The following is a 21774-nucleotide window of genomic DNA, read 5'->3' as shown; positions in this document are numbered from 1 at the left end:
TTCCTGTTTTTTGCGGTTAAGCCCACGCACGGATTACAATATCAGCCTTGCTATTAATAGTTGAAATCCCTACTATCTCTATACATAAAGAAATTATAAATTTAGCCACTTCTAGGCAAGATCACATTAACAAGGTAGATTGATGTTAAAACAGTGTATTTTTGGGTTGCTCCTTGCGGCCACCTCTTTTATTAGCTACGCAGAAGAAGCACCAAGCAGCGACAGCCAAAACACCGCCTACATAGTCGATAACCTGTACACCTTTATGCACTCAGGTCCAAGCAAAAACTACCGCATTTTAGGTTCAGTCGATGCAGGCACACAAATAGTGTTATTGTCGGGTGAAGATAATGGCTACTTTAAAATTCGTGATGATAAAGATCGTGAAGGTTGGGTAGAGTCAAAATTTGTTACTGAAAACGCAGGTATTCAACAACAGTTTCAAGCGCTGAATAACGACATGACGGTAATGCAAGAACAGCTTCGCCAAGCTGAAATTGAACTACCACAACTACAAGAGCAGAACAAATCACTAACAGAGCAAAACCTAGCGCTTAGCAAGCAAATTGAAGCACTTAAAAGTACTATTGAGTCTGAGCGTAATGCTAAGCAAACAGCCAGTGCCAAAGAGAAACGTCAGTTATTAACTTATGGCGGCGCAATTGCGTTCATCGGCTTACTACTTGGTATTATCCTAACCGTGGTGTTATCTCGTCGTAAACGTTACGACGGCTGGGCATAAACCTCCTCCCCATTTTGACAAAAATAACCCCTGCATTTTGCAGGGGTTATTTTTTAAACTTATCCACTTTTTACTCAAGAGCATTTTTGTCTAAGAGTATTAAACACTTCTTGCTTTAACACTAAAAACCCCTCTTTGTAACCTAAGATAAGCAATAACAATATCAAGCCTCCAGGCAATAGCACTGCAATAAGCAGAGGGCCTAAGATAAAGCTATAAAAGCAAATACCAGGTACGAATAATACATAACCAATTAAGCGTTTTAATTTATTCATAGTGCAACCATCCATTTAATTGAGCGCGCTCATTTTAATATTGAGCGCGCTCAATTTACAACACCTTTGATTGAGTTTTTTTTAATTTCTGGTTAAATAGCATAAAAATTGGAGTGTTCAGTGACCAAAAAAGAGCAAACAAAACAACAGATACTTACAGCCTCATGGCAGCTTTTTTCAGAGCTCGGCTACCACCAGACCAGCACACGAGATATTGCAAGAGCAGCTAATGTCGCCAATGGCACAGTATTTAGTCACTTTGCGACTAAAGTTGAGATTCTTAAATACAGTTTTGAGAGTGAACTAGAAGACATTCTAAGCCGCGCTAAACATTCAGATTCGAGTACTACAGCGACAGATAGAATGTACCATTACGCTTGTTTTCTTTATGAGTTTTACCTTGCAAAAAAGGAGTTTAGCCGAGAGTTATTTAAAGAAATTATGTGGCAACAGAACGAGCTTGAACCGCAGCTTAAAGCATTCAAAAAGCGCCTGATCAATGACAATGAAGCAACCCCTTTAGATGCAGATATCATTATTGATATTTACTTTATGACGCTCATGGAAGGGCTTAATCAGGAAGACAGTTCTGTCGATTCGATGCTGGCAACACTCAAAGCAAAACTATCAAAAATTAATATCAATTAGGTTAGTTGTATAAACTGTAGCGCCGTTCGTTCAGTGCGACAGAAAGATAGGAAACCACTCGGTTTCCTTACGTTAAATATCGAATCTAAGGCCTGTGTCCTGTTTTATTTTTTCGATCACCATATAGGTGTGATGCGTACCCACTCCGGGAATATCAACTAAATCACCCAGTACTTGGCGATATTCATCCATATCTGAGACCCGTACTTTTAATAGGTAGTCATAGCCACCAGCGACCATGTCGCATTCAACCACTTGCGGAATATTCAATATATATTCGCGAAACACTTTAAAAACTGATGTATTCGAGGTCACCAACGAGACCTGTACATGTGCTAACAAGCTCTGGTTAAGTTTAGCTTCGCTAAGCTTTGCGTAATAGCCTTCGATGTAGCCTTCTTGCTCTAAACGTTTTACACGATCTAGACACGGGCTTGGGCTCAGATTTACCTGTTTTGCGAGGTTTACGTTCGATATTCTGCCATTTTTTTGCAGAGCGTCTAAAATTGCTAAATCGATGCGATCTAACATGCGTAATCTATTCGGACTGGTCATAACAGAATTTTATGCGGCTAAGTTAACGGTATGCCCTGTAAATTATCGTAAATCGAAAAATTTAACCAGCATATTCTGCTGGATTTTAATTAGAATGCACGAATTATATCAATGGTAAGAAATGCAATAAGTTCATTTCTAGACTCCACATACCAGAGGGTTACATATGCTATTTAATGGCGATTTGACAACTGAATGTCCAATTAGACAAAAGATCCGTGATTTCTACCGTATTGACGAAAATGCGGTTATTGATCATATTTTGCCTTTGGCTGAAGTAGGCGTGAAAGCGCGTAGCCGAGCGTGGGAACGTGCTCGTCAAATGGTTTTAAATATCCGTCGCGATCAGGATGGTCAAAGCGGTGTAGATGCATTACTAAATGAATTCTCACTTTCGAGTGAAGAAGGCGTTGTATTAATGTGTCTTGCAGAAGCACTATTACGTGTTCCAGATAAAGCAACGCAAGAGTCACTAATTCGTGACAAACTTGCTAAAGGTGACTGGAGCTCGCATTTAGGTAGCAGCGATTCTTTATTTGTAAACGCCTCTTCTTGGGGTCTGTTAGTAACCGGTAAAATGGTTAACTACAGCGACAAATCAAAAGAGCAGCAATTCGGTGTTCTTAAAAAAACAATTGGTCGTTTAGGTGAACCTGTTATTCGTAAATCTGTGAACTTCGCGATGAAGATCATGGGTAAGCAATTCGTTATGGGTCGTACTATCAACGAAGCGATTGAACGTGCAGCCGATAAAGAGCAAAAAGGCTACGTATACTCATACGATATGCTAGGTGAAGGCGCACGCACAATGAAAGATGCAGAGCGTTACTTCAACAGCTACATGACAGCTATCCACGCAATTGGTAAAGCAGCAAATGGCCGTGGTCCAATCAAGAGCCCTGGTATCTCAGTTAAAATTTCTGCGATTCACCCACGCTATGAGTTCACACATCGTGAACGTGTTATTGCTGAAATCGTACCTAAGTTAAAAGAACTTGCACTTGCAGCGAAAAGCTACGATATCGGCTTTACTGTTGATGCTGAAGAAGCTGACCGCTTAGATATCTCTTTAGATGTTATTGAAGCAGTATTCAGTGATGACGATTTAGGTAACTGGAACGGCTTTGGTTTAGCAGTTCAAGCATACCAAAAACGCGCTATTTTTGTGGTTGAATGGGTTGCAGAGCTAGCTCGTCGCGTTGGTCGTAAACTAATGGTTCGTCTTGTAAAAGGCGCATACTGGGATACAGAAATCAAAACCACTCAACAAGATGGTTTAGATCACTACCCTGTATTCACGCGTAAAGCGACCACAGACGTTTCTTACAAAGCCTGTGCTATCAAACTACTTGAAGCACGTGATGTATTGTACCCGCAATTTGCTACACACAACGCTTACACTGCAGCAACAATCTTAGAAGTTGCAAAAGGTGATAACGAAGGTTTTGAATTCCAACGCCTACACGGTATGGGTGAGTCGTTATTCGACCAAATCGTAAGCCAAGAAAAAATTCAATGTCGTGTTTACGCGCCTGTAGGTCAACATGAAGACTTACTTGCCTACTTAGTACGTCGCTTATTAGAAAACGGTGCAAACTCATCATTCGTAAATGCGATTGTTGATACCACTAAGCCTGTTGAATCACTGTTACCTGACCCTGTAGAAACACTGCAAGGTTTACGTAACAAGTACAACACGCAAATTAAGATGCCAATTGATTTATACGGTGAAGAACGTGCTAATTCAAAAGGCATGGACTTAACTGATATCAATGTAATCACACCATTTAAAGAAAACCTTGATACCTGGTTTGCTGAGCACCGCATTGAATTAAGCGATGTGCCAGAAGGCTCTCTTCCGGTGAAGAACCCTGCGAATCACAAAGAAATCATTGGTCATGTGAAGCTACAATCTTCAGACGAAATGACTGCACTTTTAGAAAATGCAGAAAAAGCATTTGAGTCATGGTCACAAACGCCAGTAAAAGAGCGCGCAAACCTATTACGCCGCGTTGCTGATATCTTAGAGCGTCACCACGATGAGTTAGTGGCACTATGTATCAAAGAAGCAGGTAAAGTAACTCAAGATGGTATCGATGAAGTTCGTGAAGCAGTGGATTTCTGCCGCTACTACGCTGCACGCGCTGAAGAACTTTCTGAAGATGAGCGTTTTGAAGCACGTGGTGTGATCTTATGTATCAGCCCATGGAACTTCCCACTTGCAATCTTCCTAGGTCAAGTTGCTGCGGCAATCGTGACAGGTAACACAGTTATTGCTAAACCTGCTGAGCAAACAAGCTTAATTGCACTTCGTACCATTGAACTTATGCTATCTGTTGGTTTACCTGAGCACGTTGTACAACCTGTTATTGCTCGTGGTAGCGAAGTAGGTAAAACCATCGTTCCTGATGAGCGTATTCAAGCTGTTATGTTCACAGGTTCTACAGAAACCGGTACTGTTATTTCGCAAACATTGGCTGCGCGTAATGATATTCAAGTACCGCTTATTGCTGAAACGGGTGGTCAAAACTGTATGATCGTTGATTCAACTGCTCTACCAGAGCAAGTTGTTGATGATGTGATCAGTTCAGGTTTCCAAAGTGCTGGTCAACGCTGTTCTGCACTACGTGTATTATTCTTACAAGAAGACGTTGCCGATGGCATCATTGAGATGATCAAAGGCGCTTTAAAAGAACTTCACGTTGGCGATCCTTCATTACTTTCAACTGATATCGGCCCGGTTATCGACGAAAAAGCACTTAAAAACTTAAGTGACCACGTTGAATACTTAAAAGGTAATGCAACACTTCACTATGAGTGTGCTATTCCTGATAACAGTGAAAATGGTGCTTACTTCTTTGCGCCTCGTTTATACGAAATCAAAGATTTATCTGTACTTAAGCGCGAAGTATTTGGTCCTTGTGTACATATCATCCGCTTTAAAGGCACAGAGCTTGATAACGTGATTGACCAAATCAATGGCACGGGCTTTGGCTTAACGATGGGTGTGCATTCACGTATCGAAGAGCGCTGTGAATACCTAGCGAAAATGTCACGTGCAGGTAACGTTTACATCAACCGTAATATGATCGGTGCGATTGTTGGCGTACAACCTTTCGGTGGCCGTGGTTTATCTGGTACTGGCCCTAAAGCGGGCGGCCCTAACTACCTACAACGCCTTGTGAAAGAAAAAGCATCACCAGATAACGTACAAATGACAAACCTAACACCTGATGAGTTAGATACTCACCACTATTCAGGTGCAGCTGAGCAAGTTGCTAAGCTAATGGATAACTCATTACGCGATGAGAAGATCTGGCGTGCGACACCACTAAACGACCGAGTTTCTGCTGTACGTCAATTACTTGCAAAAGTAGCGACTGTAGAAATTATTGACGAGCTTGCCGATGACTTAGCATTAACGCTAGCTGATGCTCGTGCGCAACTTAACCGTCTTGAAAAACACATGCGTAAGCACACTGTGTTGCCTGGGCCAACGGGTGAGTCAAACACACTTCACTTAGAGCCTCGTGGTTGTGTGGTTTGTTATGCAGATAAGAGTACGTCATTTAACTTCTGGGCAATTTCGATTATCACAGCACTTGCTGCAGGTAACACGGTAATCACGGTTGCTTCTGAGTTATTCTTTGACGAAGCGGTTGCATTCAGAGACAAGTTTATCTCTACAGGTATCGCTGAAGGCGTATTCCAAGTTGCTAAACCTAATCAGTTACAAGCTATCTTAGCGCACCCTCACCTTGCAGGTGCGGTTGTTGCAGCTCGTTCATCACGTTTAGGCTACTTTAGCCAGCAGCTAGCACAACGTAAAGGTGCAATCCTGCCAGTGATCAGCTCTGAGTACTACGATACGCTAATCAAGCGCTTACTGACTGAGAAAACAATCAGCGTTGATACAACCGCATCAGGTGGTAACACATCACTAATGACCTTGGTTGAAGACGACGAGTAAGTTGTATTGCAATAACTAAATGAGAAAGCCCTCGCTAGTCGAGGGCTTTTTGTTTACAGCCATAAAAACCCCTCCTTTTTACTATTATTATTTACTGATGCACGAACTTTCTGCTAATTTTATATTATTGTAGTCGTTTAGAAGTAAAGGTCTTGAAAACACTTCCTATCAATCAACTTAAGCCGGGCATGTTTGTACAGAGCGTGACAAAACAAACAGGCAAGATCCGTATTAAAAACCAAGGTTGGGTTAAAACACAGGGAAGTATAGACAAGCTGATCAAAGCTGGCATATTAGAAATTGCGATCGATCCAGACAAAACACTGACCTTAGACAGTGACAATAAAGTGGTTGAGCAGCAACACAATCCGCAACCAGTAGGAGACGCTGCCGCTTTCGATCCTTGGCACACCACTCACAGTGTGTCGGCAGAAATGACTAAAGCCAATAACTTATATAACGAAGCAAGATCATTACAAAGTAAAGCCTTTGACGATATTCGTAATGGCAACAAAATTGATATTGCCCCTTTTCAAGAGCTCGCGACTGGATTTATTGACTCGGTTTTTCGTAACCAAGATGCGCTTGCTTGTATCACCCGTATGCGTGACAAAGATACTTATCTACTTGAACATTCAATCAATGTTTCGATTTTAATTAGTATCTTTGCTAAACACTTAGGTATCGAAAAAACCATTATTGAGGAGCTTGCGACCGGTGCTTTACTGCACGATATTGGAAAAATAAATATTCCCGATGAAATACTCAATAAACCCGGCAAATTAACCGATGCCGAATACCAAACTATTCAAGACCATGCTCGTTTTAGTAAAGAAATTTTAGAACAAGCAGGCTTGAGCGGAATTGCTGTTGATATAGCAGGCTTCCATCACGAACGCTTAGACGGCAGTGGCTACCCATTTGGTAAAAGTGCTGAAGAGATTAGCTTGTACGTACGTATGGCTTCGATTGTTGATGTTTATGATGCATTAACCGCAGAGCGGGTCTATAAAGCTGGTATGGAGCCAATTAAGGCATTTAAGATACTCAAAGATGGCTGCCCCGATAGCTTTGACGGAGACCTAGTCACTAAGTTTATTCAGTGCATCGGTGTTCACCCAGTCGGCACCTTAGTGAAACTTGAAAGCCAAAAATTAGGTGTGGTCACTCACAGTAACCCTACTAGCCCTTTAAAACCTCAAGTTAAAGTGTTCTATAACGCTAAACATGCACGCTATACCGAAATACAGGATATAAACTTAGCAAATAGTCGCTGTCACGACAGTTTAGAAGCCGCCGTCAGGCCGACTGAGTTCAACATCGACCTGATCCGCTTTTTTAAGAACTCAATTTTACCTTAATCCCTTAAGCTCAGGACTGGCTATTCAGGCCAGTCTTGTAATGCTTTTAAGGTAAACTCATAGCCATCGTAACTTAATAAGCTCTGCTCTGGGGTAATTTCAATTACTGATAACACGCCGATGTTATCGCCTTCATATAACTCACGACCATTTAACTTAATCCAGCGCTTCGATGTTTCTGAAGCATAAATGTGAGCTTGATATTTTATGGTAGGAATAAGGCTTTGTAATGCATCTGGCAAAAGCTCAATAGGCTCTGCATAAGACGTGTTTTTAGTGCTACGGGTAATATCAACACTATGTTTGTTATCAACATCTTCAACTGCTTTAGCAAAGGCATCTTTCAATGTATCTGGCACATCTCTTAATTCATCATTTGTTGATGGTTGAGAAGCCGGTTGACTTGGCTGACCATCAAGCGGCTTGCCTAGCACCTTATATTTACTTAAATCAATGCCATTACTGCTCATTTGCTGCGGATTGATTTGCTGCATTGGCTGCGAAAACTGTGGCTGTGATTGATACACTGGCTGATTTTGATACATTGCTTGCTGCTGGTACTGAGGCTGAACTTGATAACCTTGATTAGCATACACAGGGGCTGAATTGACAGGTACTTGCACCCACTGATATTGCTGACCTTGCACCGGAGTCTGCTGCATCATTTGTTGCGGTACAGATTGTTGCACTTGCACTTGTGGCATGGCAGCTGATTGCCCTGAGTTATTGGTCACTTGCGGGGTTTGGCTTTGTGCTACTTGCTGTTGCATCGTTGGTTGTTGTGTTTCAGGGTTTGCCTCAACTTCAGTCGCAACGCTTTCTGCGGCTTCATTACTGTTATTAACAACCTTTGGCTGCTCAGCAACTTTAGTTTGCTGTAACCATTTACCAATCGAAAAACCTGCCATAAGGGTTAATATCGCCGCCAGTAATAGGCCAAATGAAAAGGCCAAACGGCGATAGCGCGTTAATTCTTGCTGTTGTTTGAGCGCAAGAGCGGCTTGGTCATGATCTACAGCAGTTTGTGCATGCTGATCAGACTGTTTAATTGCATCTAATAATAAGGACATAAATGAACACTCGTTATATTAGGTAGGATAAACCAATACCCATTCCTAATACGGCTAAAAATGAAACTGGGTAAAGCCAAACATAACTCGGCTCTTTATTTGTTACTGTTGCAACAGGGGTACTGGTTGGAGGAAGAGCCTCAGCAGCAGAGAGCATTACAAGCTCACTGTCGATACTTAGCTTTTGCTGTGAAAATGCACCAACGAGGCACCGCTCACACAACAAATTGATTAATCTCGGCACCCCTTGAGTAACCTGATAAATCGCTTTTAACGCATCCCCTGAGAACAAGGCTTGCTCTGTCCCCGCTTTAAATAAACGATGCTTAACATAGGCAAACACCTGCCCTTCAGTAAGTGGCAATAAGTGATAACGAGCCGTAATGCGCTGGGCAAGCTGCCTTAATTCAGTGCGTTTTAATAACTCTTGCAGTTCAGGTTGCCCTACTAACACAATTTGCAGTAGCTTTTTATGATCTGTTTCGATATTGGTTAACAGGCGCAATTGCTCTAGCACATCAGGAGCGAGTAATTGAGCTTCATCAATAATTAAAATGGTATGACCGCCCGCTTGATTATTTACCTCAAGGTGCTTTTTAATCACATCAGTAAGTGTCTTCAGAGTCGCATTCGCGCTGTCATACTCAATCTTTAATTCGTCACAAATACTGGCAAGCAGCTCAAGCTGTGACAAAGCTGGGTTATGAATTTGTGCCACTTGCGTGTTTTCAGGTAACTGCTCTTGCAGGCTTCTTGTTAGTGTTGTTTTACCTGTACCCACTTCGCCTGTTAATAATACGAAGCCTCCCGCTTCACCTAATCCATAGGTAAGGTGCGCTAATGCCTCTTTGTGGCGCTCACTAAGAAATAAATACTCAGGATTTGGGGCAATCGAAAAGGGTTTTTCTGACAAGCCAAAATAGCTTAAATACACCGTGTTATTCCTTGCGTTTAAAATCACGGTCTATAATGGCAAAAAACATCGCTACTTAAAACCTTGTTTACATTTTATTGGTTAAATAACGTAAAATAGCGAAAAGGTAAAATTATAGGTGTTTTATGCAGGTTTATTTAGTCGGTGGCGCAGTCAGAGACGCCCTACTTGGTCGTGACGTTAAAGAACGCGACTATGTGGTAGTTGGTGCCACGCCAGAACAACTGATCAGCCAAGGTTATCAACAAGTTGGTAAAGATTTTCCGGTATTTTTACACCCACAAAGTAAAGAAGAATATGCGCTGGCGCGCACCGAGCGAAAACAAGGTCAAGGTTACACTGGCTTCATTTGTGATTTCGCGCCGGATGTCACATTAGAGCAAGACTTAGTTCGTCGAGATCTCACCGTAAACGCCATAGCACAAGCCCAAGATGGCAGCTTAGTTGACCCATTCTCTGGCCAGCAGGATCTTGAAAATCGTGTCTTACGCCATGTCTCAGATGCCTTTAGTGAAGACCCTCTACGCATATTGCGAGTAGCCCGCTTTGCTGCTCGTTATCATTACCTAGGTTTTACTATTGCGCCAGAAACCCAGTCACTATTGACCGAGATGGTTAAAGCCGGTGAACTGAACACGCTAACTGCTGAACGCGTTTGGTTAGAATGCGAAAAATCCCTCAGTGATGGCGCATTTAGCGAGTTTCTGAATGTACTTGCCAGCATCCATGGTCTGTATGTAATTAGCCCTGAGCTTGAAAGTAAATGGTGTGATGAGCTTTACCGTACCTTACAAGCTCGCTTTGCCTATGCGAATGAACAACAAATTAGTGACACTGCGTTATTATTCAGCCAAGTTACCTTAGCGCTTTCAAGCAATGAGATAAAAGCGATAGCTAGCAACATACGCTTACCTAATGAAGTGCGCGATTTAGCGCTGTTTAGCCAAACTCATCAAACAAGTTTAAGTGCAGAAAAGCCGACTAGCGAGACCGTTTTTGCTTGCTTTAATCAACTTGATTTATGGCGTCGCCCTGAACGTTTTGAGCAAGTACTCAAAACATTAGAAGTTAGTCACCAACAGCCTGTAGTTTGTTATGACTCTCTCAAAAACGCAGCCACCCAAGCACGAGCTGTTAACCCGCAACAGTTTATTGCGCAAGGTATTAAAGGCGCAGAAATAAAAACCGCGCTTGAGCAAGCGCGGTTAAAGATTATTAAAGGTTACTTTTCGTAGCGCACTAAACGCAAATAAACATCGGACGTTTTTGCGTGAAGACTGTTGATGCCTTTATCAAATTGATACACCCAAGCTAGATCAGTGCGACTGATCCCTGAAGTGCTACTCCAGTAGTTTTGCAGCTTAGTCGATAAAAATGCGTTTTCGTTAATGCTAGGCTGCACACAACTATGCTCTAAAATACTGGCTAACTCTTTAACATTTGGCACATGCCAATCGCTGTAATCAGCAAAGGTTGCATTTTCAGCCCCGCGTAAAGCTTCGCCCCAAGTAAGCTGCTGACTATTACCTTCACACGTATCCGTTTCAGCGTTGTAGCTTTGACCAAACGTACAACGTTGCCACATTAGACCTGTTTCGCTGTCGCTCACTGTGCCATCTTCGTTAATAACAAAGCGGCTATCAGGAGTCGTTTCATTGACAGCGCTATAACATACTTGCGCAGCGGCATAACCCGATTGAAGAGCAATAACTGTAAGTGCTGTAATTAATGGTAACTTTCGCATATTACTCTCCTGGCGTTCTAACTAAGCGCACAAAGGCGGTGTTACTTTTCGGATAGGCTAAATCATTAGCACTACTCATATCGATAATATAAGCTTGCGATAAACTTGTACCGTCTGCCGCGGTTTGCGAAGTCCAATAAGGCATAAATGAACTGCTACCAGTGCTTAACTGAGTATCACTTGGTTGATTTGGGAAGAAGTCACTGTTAAGTAACGTAGACTCACCTTGCTTGGCATAATCTAATAACCCTAATAATTCCGTGTAAGTTGGCACACGCCAGTTTGTACCACCGCAAAAGTCGCTGCTGTTCACATCATTAATGTAAGTTTGTAGGCCACAGTCACTGGTGCTTGGACAGGTAGAGCCCGCAGCCCCTTGTATACTACCCGTTTGCACACCGCTTGAACCATTTAAATACCAAGTATAATGATTTGATGCTGCACGCTCGGAGGTTGCCGGTGGCAATGTTGAACTTGCTTCTTTTACTTCCCAAATAAGCCCAGTTACATTATCGCGTACGCAACTAAAGCTAGTCGCATCATCTGGAAGTTCGTCAGCAAACTCATTCATCTTAGTAAAATCAAATGCCAAATCACCTAGGCCGACTTTATCGAGCTGATTTGCGACGCTGTCACGACCTATATCTGCGTCTTGGCTTGGGAAGTCTTCGCTGTCACAGTTAATTTTTTGCGAATTGTTGTAGCAATCACTCATCCCGGTATCGTTAATTAACCCCAGTGGTTTTGGGCTAATATCAATAATCACTGTATCTGTGTCGCTACGCGATTTACTGTCTGTCACGGTAACTTCAAAACTAAGCTCTGAATCGGTATCAACATCAGGGGCTACAAACGTCGTGATACATTGGTTCTGGTTTGCCAAGGTCACGGTTTCGCCTGTTAATTGCTGCCAAAAACATGATTTTGTTGCCGTCACAATTTCACTATTGCTGGCATCAAGGGTTACGGTATCAAACTCGATAACCTGCTGATCAACACCTGCATCAGCAATAATTACCTCAACCGTTTTGTTTAAGGTGAACGACGCCTCTGTACTTGCTGAGCCACCTTCATCATCCGTTACAGTTAAACGCCATGTCATCGCTGTATTTGATTCAAGTAGTGGGTGAGTAAAGCTAATGGTTTGGTTGTTGTAGTTGTCAGCCGTTAAATCAGGGCCATCAAGTTGAGTCCATAAATAACTGTCAACTGTACCGTTTTCATCTATATCAGCAGATTCTTCGCCACTTAATGTGATCACATCATTATATTTTGACGGTAACTCTTCTGGCGCAGTTTGGGTGATCACTGCAACTGGCAGTTGATTATTCGAGGTAATAAAAATACTGACCTGATCGGAAACAAGTTGCCCATCGTCGGTTTGGTAATTTACTTTTAAAACAAGTTCTGAGTTAAGTTTAATATCAGGAGCTGTAATGGTTTGTTCAGCACCTTCGGCAGGAAAACCTTCTACTGCGGGGCCACTGACACGCTCCCAGGTAAAGGTACCATCTGCAGGAGAGCCTTTAGCTGAGACAGTAAATTCACTTTTTTCAATAATTTGTTGATCTGAACCAGCATTAACTGTCGCTGCGATTGTATTCGAATCACTCGAACCGCCACCACCACAAGCTGTTAATGTTGTTAATGCTATTAGGCTAAGAGGCACTAATCTCATGAATACCACCTTAAAATACAAAGCCGGCAATAACCGGCTGCCAAATAAACTAACAACTAGCAATTAAAATGCCAAACTTGGGGTTATAAATAACTTTCTTGGTGGATACGTACGAAGAGCTTGGTGCCTATTTTACTGTAATCAACTTTGTATTCTCTGCCATCTAGGGCTTGGATAAACAACAAACGTTTTTCTTCTGCAAATACATCTGGGCTTGATACATACACCATTTCTAAATAACGCTCTTTAGCCTCGCGACGATTTTTTGGCAGGTCTTCTTTAAACGGCTCTAAACCATTTTGAGTAACTTTAATGCGCGGATGGTTCTCACCATTCACAACCACTAAATCGAGTTTCTTATCTTTATGTATAATTGTGTTTCGACCGCTTTTAATAAAAGAACGTTCTTGACTCATAGTCTTTTCCTACTACATAACTGCCGCCTATAGCTTACTTTTCTGTAAGCGAGTCTCTAAAAACTCTTTAGGGTTCAGTTTCCAACGATTCAAATCAGCACTGAATTGCCAAATATCAACATCAAGAACATTGGCAGGTAATAGTAAATCGTATCCTGTCAACTGCCTTAAATGTTGCGTACGATTGGCAAACATGGCAATCAATCCTTTATAAATCTGACCACTAGGGGCCGTGTAGTCCGTCTCTTCTATTAACCATTCTGATGGGCAATCACCATTTTTGCAATACTTTTGAATGACTTGCATAAATAAATGACGTTGCTCTATAAGTAATCGTCCGGCAATTCTTGGGTGAATCTGTGTTAAAAATTCATCTATGTTATTGAGTTTAATACCAACTGCATTTAACTCAAGGTATTCTAAGCCCTGTTCCACTTTTGGTATACCACTATGATGAAAATTAGCACGATTTAACTGCCAATTCCCAATCTTATGATGATAAATAAGCAAATTCTGAGTAAAAGTTAAGCTAAAGTATGGTTCTTGAGTTTTTAAAAAGCCAATAAAAATTGCCGCTATGCAGGTTGTGGCTAAAAAAATCTCAACAATGCTAATTTCACCGGGTCTCAATAAGTTAACCAGCATAATAATGATTAACCCAATTCCGCCAACAATTAAAAACTCACTGCCATGGCGATATGATTGAGCACGCACTTTTAGTGCAGGAAGATTTTTATCCATAAACAGAGAAGTAAAAAATAAACATCACAATTGTGACCAATATTATTTTTCTGAGCGTTAAACAATAATTACACTTTGGTGCTTTACTCATTCTAAACCTTTCTTAATTTGTCACAATAAAGGAACAAATTAGCATAACTTTTCACTTTTACGCTAAATGCACAAATTTATGAGATACCTGACATACGTGGCACGTACTAATTTTGTACACTACACTCAACTAAATTTCTGGTAACACGACGATGTACTCTACACAATCTGGTAAGGCACTATTCCCTTTTATTATTACCCTTTTTCTAGGGTTATGCATTTACTTATACCTTCCTTCGAGCCAAGGTGAGCAGAGCAACTTCTCAGGCGCTGCAACTCAAGTAACAGCTCACACTGTCACATCTGAAGAAAATGCTGTGCTCATAGAAGCAATAGGTAGCGCTCGTGCTAACCAAGCGATCTATATTCGCAGTGCGCAAAACGATTATGTTACAGATATATTTTTCAATGATGGCGACTTAGTCAGTAAAGGTCAAAAACTGGTTCAGTTACAGTCTCAAGAAGAAGAATTAGCAGTTAAAGAGCTAAGCATTAATTTACGCGAAGAGCGCCGTCAACTTGATCGTCTCACTGAGCTATCACGCTCACAATCAACGGCTAAATCTTTACTAGAAGAGCAGCTTTCACGTGTTGATGCAACCGAGGCGCAGCTTGAGAGCGCCAAAACCAAGCTGGCAGAAATGACAATTAAAGCACCGTTTTCTGGCTTACTTGGCAAGCGCGAGATTTCAATTGGTACTTATGTTAGCAATACTACAAACATCACCACCCTTGATGATATCAGTATCATTAAAGTCGACTTTAAAGTGCCAGAAAAATACCTAGCGCAGTTACAACTGGGTATGAAAGTGATGACGCAAAATGATGCTTACCCAGAAAAAACCTTCAACGGTAAAGTGACCCACATTAGCTCGCGTATCGATTCAGTCACTCGTAGCGTTGAAGTGACAGCAAGCTTTATCAATGAAAAAGGCCTATTACGCCCAGGCATGCTGTTAAATACAGCATTAGAGTTAAGCTCAAACCAAGCGCTAATGGTACCAGAGAAAGCCGTCATTCCTCAGCAAGACAAACACTACGTGTTCCAAATTGAAGATGGCGTTGCTAACAAAGTCGAAGTACATGTAGCGGGTCGTCACAATGGCTGGGTAGCTATTGATAAAGGCCTTGAAAATGGTCAGCAAGTCGTGACTGAAGGCATCATTAAGATCCGTACTGGCAGCAAAGTAAGTATCAAGGGCTAAACCATGAAAATTACTGATACTAGCGTTAAACGCCCGGTCTTTGCGATCGTAATAAACCTGTTGTTACTTACCTTTGGTTTGGTGGCATTTTCTATGCTACCACTGCGCGAATACCCAGATATTGAAACACCGATTGTTAGTGTGAGCACTGATTACACCGGCGCCAGCGCAGAGATCATTGAAACTAAAATCACCCAAGTACTCGAAAACCGCATTTCGGGTATCGAAGGCATTAAAAGTATTAACTCGTCGAGCCGAAATGGCCGCTCAAACATCACCATTGAGTTTAATATCAGCCGCGATATCGATGCCGCATCAAACGATGTACGCGAACGTGTAGCCCGAGCCCTTGATAGCTTACCTGAGCAAGTTCGCCCACCAGAGGTCTCTAAATCAAACAGTGATGAAAGCCCAATTGCCTGGTTCGTACTAAACAGTACTACCATGGATTCATTACAGTTATCTGATTACGCACAGCGCTTTATTGTTGACCGATTAGCCGTTGTTGATGGTGTTTCTAACGTACGCGTGGGTGGCGAGCGTAAATACGCCATGAAAATCTGGTTAAACCGTAAAGCGATGGCAGCACGCGGTATTACCAGTAGCGATATTGAAAACACCTTACGCACTGAAAACGTTGAATTACCCGCCGGTGAAATCGAATCTATCGACCGTGATTTTACAGTACGTACCGCGCGTAGTTATAAAGATCAGCGAGATTTTAGAAACTTAGTGATCAAACGTGGTGATGATGGCTATTTAGTACGTTTAGGTGAAGTGGCTGATGTTCACCTAGAAGCTGCTGACGACGAAAGCTTATTCCGTGGTAATGGCCGTAATATGATTGGTTTGGGTATCGTCAAGCAAGCCAAAGCCAATACCCTAACAGTGGTTGATAATGCCCGCGCAGAGCTTGAAAAAATTAAGCGTAACCTGCCAGAAGGTACCACCATTCAAGACAGCTATGACTCATCTATTTTCATCAAAGAGTCTATTGATGAAGTATATAGAACCCTTGGGATTTCAATGGCGCTGGTTGTATTGGTTATTTACCTATTCTTAGGCAATATTCGCGCAACCCTAGTGCCTGCTGTAACCGTACCAGTGGCGTTAGTGGGTAGCTTTATGTTCTTGCTCGCTATGGGTTACTCAATCAACTTGTTAACTCTTCTGGCACTCGTGCTTGCTATCGGTTTGGTAGTGGATGATGCGATTGTAATGCTTGAGAATATTCACCGCCGTATAGAGCTGGGTGAACCACCACTGCTTGCTGCATTTCGTGGTGCCCGTGAAGTTGGCTTTGCGATTATTGCCACCACCCTCGTACTGATTGCGGTGTTCGTGCCACTAGTGTTTATGGATGGCCGTATTGGTGCCCTATTCACAGAATTTGCGATGGCAGTAAGCGCCGCAGTGTTCTTCTCTAGTATTACGGCATTAACACTTTCTCCAGCGCTTTGCTCTAAAGTATTGAAAGCTTCAGAAAAAGAAAGCAAGTTTAGCCAGTGGATGGATAGAACCTTTAACAAAATCGAAAACGCCTATCGTAACTCGCTGGCTTCAAATATGAGCCGTAAATGGAGCTTGCTACTGACTATGATTTTGGCTGGTGTTGCCAGCTTTATGCTGTTTCAAAAAGTGCCTTCAGAGCTTACGCCAAAAGAAGACCGCGGTACTTTCTTTATCATGATGAGTGGTCCTGAGGGCGCAAGTTATGAAAATAACGCTGCAAACATGGCAAAAATTGAAGAACGTTTAATGCCTTACTCTGAATCTGGTGAATTAAGCCGAGTGCTTGTTCGTGTACCTGGCTGGGGCGGCCAAGGTGGTGTTGCTATCATTGGTATGGCCGACTGGGATAAGCGTAAGCGCTCAACATGGGAAGTAATGGACGAAATCAGCGGCAAAATGACTGAAGTGACCGATGTGCGTGCATTTGCAATTATGCGCCGTGGTATTGGTGGCGGTGGTTCATCTCGCCCGATTGAATTTGTACTGCAAGGTAACGATTACGACCAACTAGCCGATTGGCGAGACCGTATTATTAAGCGCGCTGAGAAAAACCCAGGCATGGTAAGAATCGATCATGATTACAAAGAAACGTTCCCGCAGTTTTTAATCAACATTGATAAAAACAAAGCCGCTGATTTAGGGGTTTCTGTATCGGATGTGGGCCGCACACTCGAAACCATGTTAGGCCAACGCCGCGTAACGACCTTTATCGACCGCGGTGAAGAATACGATGTGATTTTAAAAGGCACCAAAGAAGACTTTGCTAATCCGACTGATATCTCAAATATCTATTTAAAATCACGCAGTGGCGAATTAGTACCGCTTGATAGCTTAATTAGCTTAAAAGAAGAAGCCACTGCATCGCGTTTAAACCGTTATAACCGTATGCGCGCAATTACGTTAAGTGCGAACTTAGCAGATGGTTATACCCTAGAAGAAGCGCTTAACTTCTTAAATCAAGTTGCAGCAGAAGAAAACGACATCGACGGTGCAATCGACTACAAGGGTGAATCGCAGCTGTTCTATGAAGGCGCATCGGCAATGACCTATGTATTCATACTGGCATTGACAGTCACCTTTTTGGTACTTGCTGCCCAGTTTGAAAGCTTTATTCACCCATTTGTGATCATGCTTACTGTGCCACTTGGTTTAGTGGGAGCATTATTTGGTTTGTGGTACACCGGACTTACTCTTAATATTTACAGCCAAATTGGTATTGTAATGCTGATAGGTTTAAGTGCGAAAAACGGTATCTTGATTGTTGAGTTCGCCAACCAACTGCGCGATAAAGGCGTTGAGTTTAACGAAGCGATTAGCCAAGCTGCTACGCAGCGTTTACGCCCAATTATTATGACCTCATTGACCACAGTAATGAGCTCGGTACCGCTAGTTCTTGCAAGTGGCCCAGGTGCAGAAAGCCGCATGGTAATTGGTGTGGTGGTGTTTACTGGTGTTATTGTTGCAACCTTACTTACCTTATTCGTGGTACCTGCAGCATACAGTGCACTTGCTCGAAATACTCAGTCGCCTGAGTACTTACAAAGCAAGTTAGAACAACAAGCAAAAGACAAGCCGTTAGAAGAAATTTAAAACGCACTTTATTGATACAAAACGCCGTCTTTACGGCGTTTTGTTTTTTCGGCTATAGTCAGCAAAACGATAAGGGAGTTTAATATGGATAACAACATACAAATTGCCACTTTTGGCGGCGGCTGCTTTTGGTGTATTGATGCCGCATTTAGACGTGTGAAAGGCGTGCTTAATGTCAGCTCTGGCTATGCAGGCGGTGAGATTGAAAACCCTAGTTATCAGCAAATTTGTACTGGCTTAACGGGTCACGCTGAGGTGGTTCAGCTCGATTTTGACTGTAGTATCGTGAGCTATAACACCCTGCTTGAAATGTTCTTCACTTTACACGATGCCACACAATTAAACCGCCAAGGTAATGATGTCGGCACTCAGTATCGCAGTGTTATTTACTATCATAATGAACAGCAAAAAGCAGAATCTCAAGCCATGATTGATGCTTTACAAAAGCAAATTCGTGAGCCGATTGTCACCGAGCTGAGTCCGCTTACAAACTTTTACCCTGCAGAGCAGTACCATCAAGACTATTACAATGAAAACCCAAATCAAGGTTATTGCAGTATTCTTATTGCCCCAAAGCTTGCAAAGTTCGAACAGTATTACGCAGCTAAACTTAAATGAAAAAAGCCCGCTAAGTAGGTAGCGAGCTTTTAAACGCAGAACTAATAATTTTCCTTATTATTAGAACTGATAACGGGCACCTACAAACAAGCGACGCTCGGCCGTGTTGTAATAATAAAATTCGTCGTTGATGTAATCACCATCTAGGTCTGTACCATAGGCATCAACGGCGTTGTACTCTTTATCGAATAGGTTTTCTACACGAAGTGACACTGTTAAGTTGTCAGTCGCTTGGTAGTGACCAACTAAATTCCATAACGTATACGATGGTAAGTGCGTTAACTTGCCGTCACGATCACCACGGTATTGCATATCGATACCAGCATCAAAATCACCCCATGCTTTGTTTAATGACCAATTCACACTGTGATTTGACACATAGGTTAGTGACTGACCTGTCTCAGTATCTTCCGCTGAAAGGTAGGTAAAGTTAAAGCTGTGATCAAAGCCAAACACTTGGTTTTTAAAGCTAAACTCAACACCTTCGTGGCGAGCTTCGTTTATATTAGTTGGGATCCACTGCCCTGATGCATTTGGTGCCCAAGCGATTTTGTTGTCGATTTCGCTGCGGAAAATCGCAATATCAAGGCTGATATCATTCACATTGAGTGATAAGCCAAGCTCTTGGTTATCTGATGTTTCAGGGTTTAACTCTGGGTTACCTGAGCCCGGGTAATATAGGTCATTAAATGTTGGAGATTTAAAACCTGTGCTTTGACTTACGCGGAATGTAGCGATGTCATTTAAGTGATAGCCAACAGCTGCAGTGTAAGTTGTTTCATCACCAAACTGCTGATCATCATCTTGGCGAACGGTTAGGTTTGCCAGCACGTGTTCGTCGTCATAATAAGCGCCAACAAACGCAGCGAATACTTCACGGCTGTCTTTTAAATAAGTACCTGAGTTAGTGTTCACTTCATCTTTATACCAATTCAGACCGCCACTAAGAGTCAGTGCTTGATTGAAAAAGTATTGGCCATTGTAATCAATTTGCTCACGCTCAGTTTCAAACTTATCAACCACCGTTGCACCCGTGTAATCAATGCGTGAGTCATCTGAGCTATCACTTGATATGGCAATATCAATGGCATGACTGTGTTTTTCGAAAGCCTTTTTCCAACCTAGTGAAGCTTGGTAATTTTCGAACTCGCCTTTTTCTACGGTGCTGTCTGCAGGGCTATAAGCACTATCGTATTTTGCTTCGCCTTCTGAGTATTGTGCTTGCGCTAAAAACTCACCTAACTGCTCATTTTGATAACCAAGATTAAAGCCAAGGTTTTTGTTCTCGTAGCCGTCTTCATCTGGCGCTAAGCCTTGCAGAACATCAAAACCATCTGTTTTTTCATAACCGGCATTAACGGCAACATCAACACCTGCAAACTGACCACCTGTCGCTACTTGGTACTCTTGGTAAGAGTCTGAGCCAAAAGTAACATCTAAGGTCGTGTTTTGTGCTTTACGGGTAATGATATTAATTACACCAGCTAGCGCATCAGAACCATATACAGCTGCACGTGAGCCTTTAATTACTTCAACACGCTCAATACTGTTTAAAGGAATATTGCTAATACTTTTATAGCCAAGTGTTGCAGAGCCTGTGCGTACACCATCAATTAAAATAAGTGTATGACGAGAACTTGCACCACGTAATGACACACCAGAGCTTTGCCCAAAACCACCATTGGCATTAATTTGAAAGCCTGCTTGAGTGGCTAGTAAGCTTGGTAAGTCACGCACATAGCTTGCTTCAATATCAGCGCGGTCAATGACAGTAACGCTGGCTAATACATCATTAATTGATTGTTCGAATTTATTGGCAGAAACTGTGATGTGCTCGATTGATTGCTCGTCAGCAGATACAGAAAAAGACAACGCAGCAGCAACCGCTACGCCTAACGCAGATTTATTTAGCATGATATCCCCTAGCCTGTGCCCACCGCACACGCGAATAGTAAGTTACTTCAAGGCCGGTCTCCGGACTCTGTACATGCATGGCATCTACATTACCGTTGCGGGGGCAGTGTTGGCATTGTTTTCTCCCTGAAAACGCACCAACTTCCCGATTATCTTGCGACTATTTCACCCTTTGAAATAAAACGTATCTGAAGATACAGCAAGCACCTCGAAAATAGGCCGTTATTGTGATGATTTTGGGGAGGAAAGTCAATGGACGGCTATACTTCTAAACCAAAGTTTTAAGTCTAAAGCTTCAAGCTGCAAGTTAAGTGCTAAGGTGTAAGCCTAAAGTAAAAAAGCCAATCAGCATGGCTGATTGGCTTTTATAAAACAATGATTACCAGAAATACTCATGGGGTTTCGAGTTTCCTAACGGAAAAACAATTCCTTCTGGGTCAGCACCATTAAGCACAAGCTTACAAAGAGCTTTATTTAAACGTCTTCTTGGCTTGGTCATCGTCATTTTCACCCACCAACTTGGTGTTTGTTGGTAAAAATAAGTACTGTGTGGGCCTGTGTATTTTCTGTTTATTTTACCGTGTTTATTACGATCTATTGCTTTGTTTTTTACTGACATAAATATCCTCTAGCTGAAAATAGCTAGAAGATATCTTTTTCTCTGTAACCTAATATTTGTCTCAAAATACGCTCCTTGTAAAGTTCAAAAAC

The 21774-nt window shown here is 42.1% G+C and carries 18 protein-coding genes and 1 riboswitch; of the genes, 8 read left to right on the top strand and 10 right to left on the bottom strand.

What is annotated here, in order from left to right; all coding sequences use genetic code 11:
* The first annotated feature begins 142 nt into the window (after positions 1-142).
* Positions 143-742: a TIGR04211 family SH3 domain-containing protein gene (locus tag IMPJCBKJ_RS12390; RefSeq protein WP_054551122.1), complete on the top strand. Its 600-nt coding sequence runs from the start codon at positions 143-145 to the stop codon at positions 740-742.
* 74 nt (positions 743-816) lie between these two features.
* Here the strand turns inward: IMPJCBKJ_RS12390 and IMPJCBKJ_RS12385 are convergent, their stop codons facing one another.
* Positions 817-1017, bottom strand: a complete 201-nt coding sequence (locus IMPJCBKJ_RS12385; protein ID WP_054551121.1) for a hypothetical protein — start codon at positions 1015-1017, stop codon at positions 817-819.
* Positions 1018-1137: 120 nt separating this feature from the next.
* On the opposite strand from IMPJCBKJ_RS12385, the gene IMPJCBKJ_RS12380 reads away from it, so the two are divergent.
* Complete coding sequence (locus tag IMPJCBKJ_RS12380) at positions 1138-1665, top strand: TetR/AcrR family transcriptional regulator (RefSeq protein ID WP_166340594.1); 528 nt, start codon at positions 1138-1140, stop codon at positions 1663-1665.
* 72 nt (positions 1666-1737) lie between these two features.
* Here the strand turns inward: IMPJCBKJ_RS12380 and IMPJCBKJ_RS12375 are convergent, their stop codons facing one another.
* Positions 1738-2220, bottom strand: coding sequence for a winged helix-turn-helix transcriptional regulator (locus tag IMPJCBKJ_RS12375; protein WP_054551119.1), 483 nt, complete (start codon positions 2218-2220; stop codon positions 1738-1740).
* A gap of 166 nt (positions 2221-2386) precedes the next feature.
* Between IMPJCBKJ_RS12375 and putA the strand changes: the two genes are divergently transcribed.
* Positions 2387-6190, top strand: a complete 3804-nt coding sequence (gene putA, locus IMPJCBKJ_RS12370; protein ID WP_166340593.1) for a bifunctional proline dehydrogenase/L-glutamate gamma-semialdehyde dehydrogenase PutA — start codon at positions 2387-2389, stop codon at positions 6188-6190.
* A 152-nt stretch (positions 6191-6342) separates the two neighbouring features.
* Positions 6343-7551 carry an HD-GYP domain-containing protein gene (locus IMPJCBKJ_RS12365; RefSeq protein ID WP_054551117.1) on the top strand — a complete coding sequence of 403 codons (1209 nt, stop codon included), beginning with the start codon at positions 6343-6345 and terminating at the stop codon, positions 7549-7551.
* 20 nt (positions 7552-7571) lie between these two features.
* On the opposite strand, the gene IMPJCBKJ_RS12360 is transcribed toward IMPJCBKJ_RS12365, so the two are convergent.
* Positions 7572-8621 carry a general secretion pathway protein GspB gene (locus tag IMPJCBKJ_RS12360; protein WP_166340592.1) on the bottom strand — a complete coding sequence of 350 codons (1050 nt, stop codon included), beginning with the start codon at positions 8619-8621 and terminating at the stop codon, positions 7572-7574.
* Between the two features lie 13 nt (positions 8622-8634).
* On the bottom strand, positions 8635-9555 hold the full coding sequence (locus tag IMPJCBKJ_RS12355) for an AAA family ATPase (protein ID WP_166340591.1): 921 nt from the start codon (positions 9553-9555) through the stop codon (positions 8635-8637).
* Positions 9556-9680: 125 nt separating this feature from the next.
* Between IMPJCBKJ_RS12355 and IMPJCBKJ_RS12350 the strand changes: the two genes are divergently transcribed.
* On the top strand, positions 9681-10790 hold the full coding sequence (locus tag IMPJCBKJ_RS12350; RefSeq protein ID WP_138619270.1) for a tRNA nucleotidyltransferase: 1110 nt from the start codon (positions 9681-9683) through the stop codon (positions 10788-10790).
* Here IMPJCBKJ_RS12350 and IMPJCBKJ_RS12345 read toward each other — a convergent pair.
* The 4 genes from IMPJCBKJ_RS12345 to IMPJCBKJ_RS12330 form a co-directional block, all read right to left on the bottom strand.
* Positions 10778-11299, bottom strand: coding sequence for a DUF1566 domain-containing protein (locus IMPJCBKJ_RS12345; RefSeq protein WP_054551113.1), 522 nt, complete (start codon positions 11297-11299; stop codon positions 10778-10780). The two genes, IMPJCBKJ_RS12350 and IMPJCBKJ_RS12345, sit on opposite strands and share 13 nt — an antisense overlap.
* Before the next feature lies 1 nt (position 11300).
* Positions 11301-12977, bottom strand: a complete 1677-nt coding sequence (locus IMPJCBKJ_RS12340; protein ID WP_138619268.1) for a DUF1566 domain-containing protein — start codon at positions 12975-12977, stop codon at positions 11301-11303.
* Positions 12978-13060: 83 nt separating this feature from the next.
* Positions 13061-13393, bottom strand: coding sequence for a hypothetical protein (locus tag IMPJCBKJ_RS12335; protein ID WP_054551111.1), 333 nt, complete (start codon positions 13391-13393; stop codon positions 13061-13063).
* A 27-nt stretch (positions 13394-13420) separates the two neighbouring features.
* Positions 13421-14134 carry a DUF2982 domain-containing protein gene (locus IMPJCBKJ_RS12330; protein ID WP_166340590.1) on the bottom strand — a complete coding sequence of 238 codons (714 nt, stop codon included), beginning with the start codon at positions 14132-14134 and terminating at the stop codon, positions 13421-13423.
* Positions 14135-14376: 242 nt separating this feature from the next.
* On the opposite strand from IMPJCBKJ_RS12330, the gene IMPJCBKJ_RS12325 reads away from it, so the two are divergent.
* From IMPJCBKJ_RS12325 to msrA, 3 genes are all read left to right on the top strand, one after another.
* On the top strand, positions 14377-15429 hold the full coding sequence (locus tag IMPJCBKJ_RS12325; protein WP_138619266.1) for an efflux RND transporter periplasmic adaptor subunit: 1053 nt from the start codon (positions 14377-14379) through the stop codon (positions 15427-15429).
* A 3-nt stretch (positions 15430-15432) separates the two neighbouring features.
* A complete protein-coding gene (locus tag IMPJCBKJ_RS12320; RefSeq protein ID WP_138619264.1) occupies positions 15433-18531 on the top strand; it encodes an efflux RND transporter permease subunit in 3099 nt (1032 codons plus the stop codon).
* An 84-nt stretch (positions 18532-18615) separates the two neighbouring features.
* Positions 18616-19149, top strand: coding sequence for a peptide-methionine (S)-S-oxide reductase MsrA (gene msrA, locus IMPJCBKJ_RS12315; RefSeq protein WP_166340589.1), 534 nt, complete (start codon positions 18616-18618; stop codon positions 19147-19149).
* Between the two features lie 60 nt (positions 19150-19209).
* Here msrA and IMPJCBKJ_RS12310 read toward each other — a convergent pair whose 3' ends face one another.
* Both IMPJCBKJ_RS12310 and IMPJCBKJ_RS12305 read right to left on the bottom strand, forming a co-directional pair.
* Positions 19210-21063: a TonB-dependent receptor gene (locus IMPJCBKJ_RS12310; protein ID WP_138599676.1), complete on the bottom strand. Its 1854-nt coding sequence runs from the start codon at positions 21061-21063 to the stop codon at positions 19210-19212.
* Positions 21064-21096: 33 nt separating this feature from the next.
* Positions 21097-21251: riboswitch (cobalamin riboswitch) on the bottom strand.
* Positions 21252-21442: 191 nt separating this feature from the next.
* Entirely contained in the window at positions 21443-21682 is a 240-nt protein-coding gene (locus tag IMPJCBKJ_RS12305; protein ID WP_054551105.1) for a hypothetical protein, read from the bottom strand.
* Between the last annotated feature and the right edge of the window lie 92 nt (positions 21683-21774).

Source organism: Pseudoalteromonas sp. MB47 (assembly GCF_011319765.1).
In the GTDB taxonomy this organism is placed as follows: Bacteria; Pseudomonadota; Gammaproteobacteria; order Enterobacterales; family Alteromonadaceae; genus Pseudoalteromonas; species Pseudoalteromonas simplex.
The sequence above is the reverse complement of the archived record's forward strand: the minus strand, read 5'-3'. Positions and strand labels throughout refer to the sequence as shown.

What these genes read in the sequence shown, in the direction of transcription:
- IMPJCBKJ_RS12325 (WP_138619266.1), top strand. Translation starts at nt 14,377, where the DNA reads ATGTACTCTACACAATCTGGTAAGGCACTATTCCCTTTTATTATTACC.
- IMPJCBKJ_RS12375 (WP_054551119.1), bottom strand. Translation starts at nt 2,220, where the DNA reads ATGACCAGTCCGAATAGATTACGCATGTTAGATCGCATCGATTTAGCA.
- putA (WP_166340593.1), top strand. Translation starts at nt 2,387, where the DNA reads ATGCTATTTAATGGCGATTTGACAACTGAATGTCCAATTAGACAAAAG.
- IMPJCBKJ_RS12345 (WP_054551113.1), bottom strand. Translation starts at nt 11,299, where the DNA reads ATGCGAAAGTTACCATTAATTACAGCACTTACAGTTATTGCTCTTCAA.
- IMPJCBKJ_RS12385 (WP_054551121.1), bottom strand. Translation starts at nt 1,017, where the DNA reads ATGAATAAATTAAAACGCTTAATTGGTTATGTATTATTCGTACCTGGT.
- IMPJCBKJ_RS12340 (WP_138619268.1), bottom strand. Translation starts at nt 12,977, where the DNA reads ATGAGATTAGTGCCTCTTAGCCTAATAGCATTAACAACATTAACAGCT.
- IMPJCBKJ_RS12320 (WP_138619264.1), top strand. Translation starts at nt 15,433, where the DNA reads ATGAAAATTACTGATACTAGCGTTAAACGCCCGGTCTTTGCGATCGTA.
- IMPJCBKJ_RS12390 (WP_054551122.1), top strand. Translation starts at nt 143, where the DNA reads ATGTTAAAACAGTGTATTTTTGGGTTGCTCCTTGCGGCCACCTCTTTT.
- IMPJCBKJ_RS12360 (WP_166340592.1), bottom strand. Translation starts at nt 8,621, where the DNA reads ATGTCCTTATTATTAGATGCAATTAAACAGTCTGATCAGCATGCACAA.
- IMPJCBKJ_RS12305 (WP_054551105.1), bottom strand. Translation starts at nt 21,682, where the DNA reads ATGTCAGTAAAAAACAAAGCAATAGATCGTAATAAACACGGTAAAATA.
- IMPJCBKJ_RS12350 (WP_138619270.1), top strand. Translation starts at nt 9,681, where the DNA reads ATGCAGGTTTATTTAGTCGGTGGCGCAGTCAGAGACGCCCTACTTGGT.
- IMPJCBKJ_RS12335 (WP_054551111.1), bottom strand. Translation starts at nt 13,393, where the DNA reads ATGAGTCAAGAACGTTCTTTTATTAAAAGCGGTCGAAACACAATTATA.
- msrA (WP_166340589.1), top strand. Translation starts at nt 18,616, where the DNA reads ATGGATAACAACATACAAATTGCCACTTTTGGCGGCGGCTGCTTTTGG.
- IMPJCBKJ_RS12310 (WP_138599676.1), bottom strand. Translation starts at nt 21,063, where the DNA reads ATGCTAAATAAATCTGCGTTAGGCGTAGCGGTTGCTGCTGCGTTGTCT.
- IMPJCBKJ_RS12330 (WP_166340590.1), bottom strand. Translation starts at nt 14,134, where the DNA reads ATGGATAAAAATCTTCCTGCACTAAAAGTGCGTGCTCAATCATATCGC.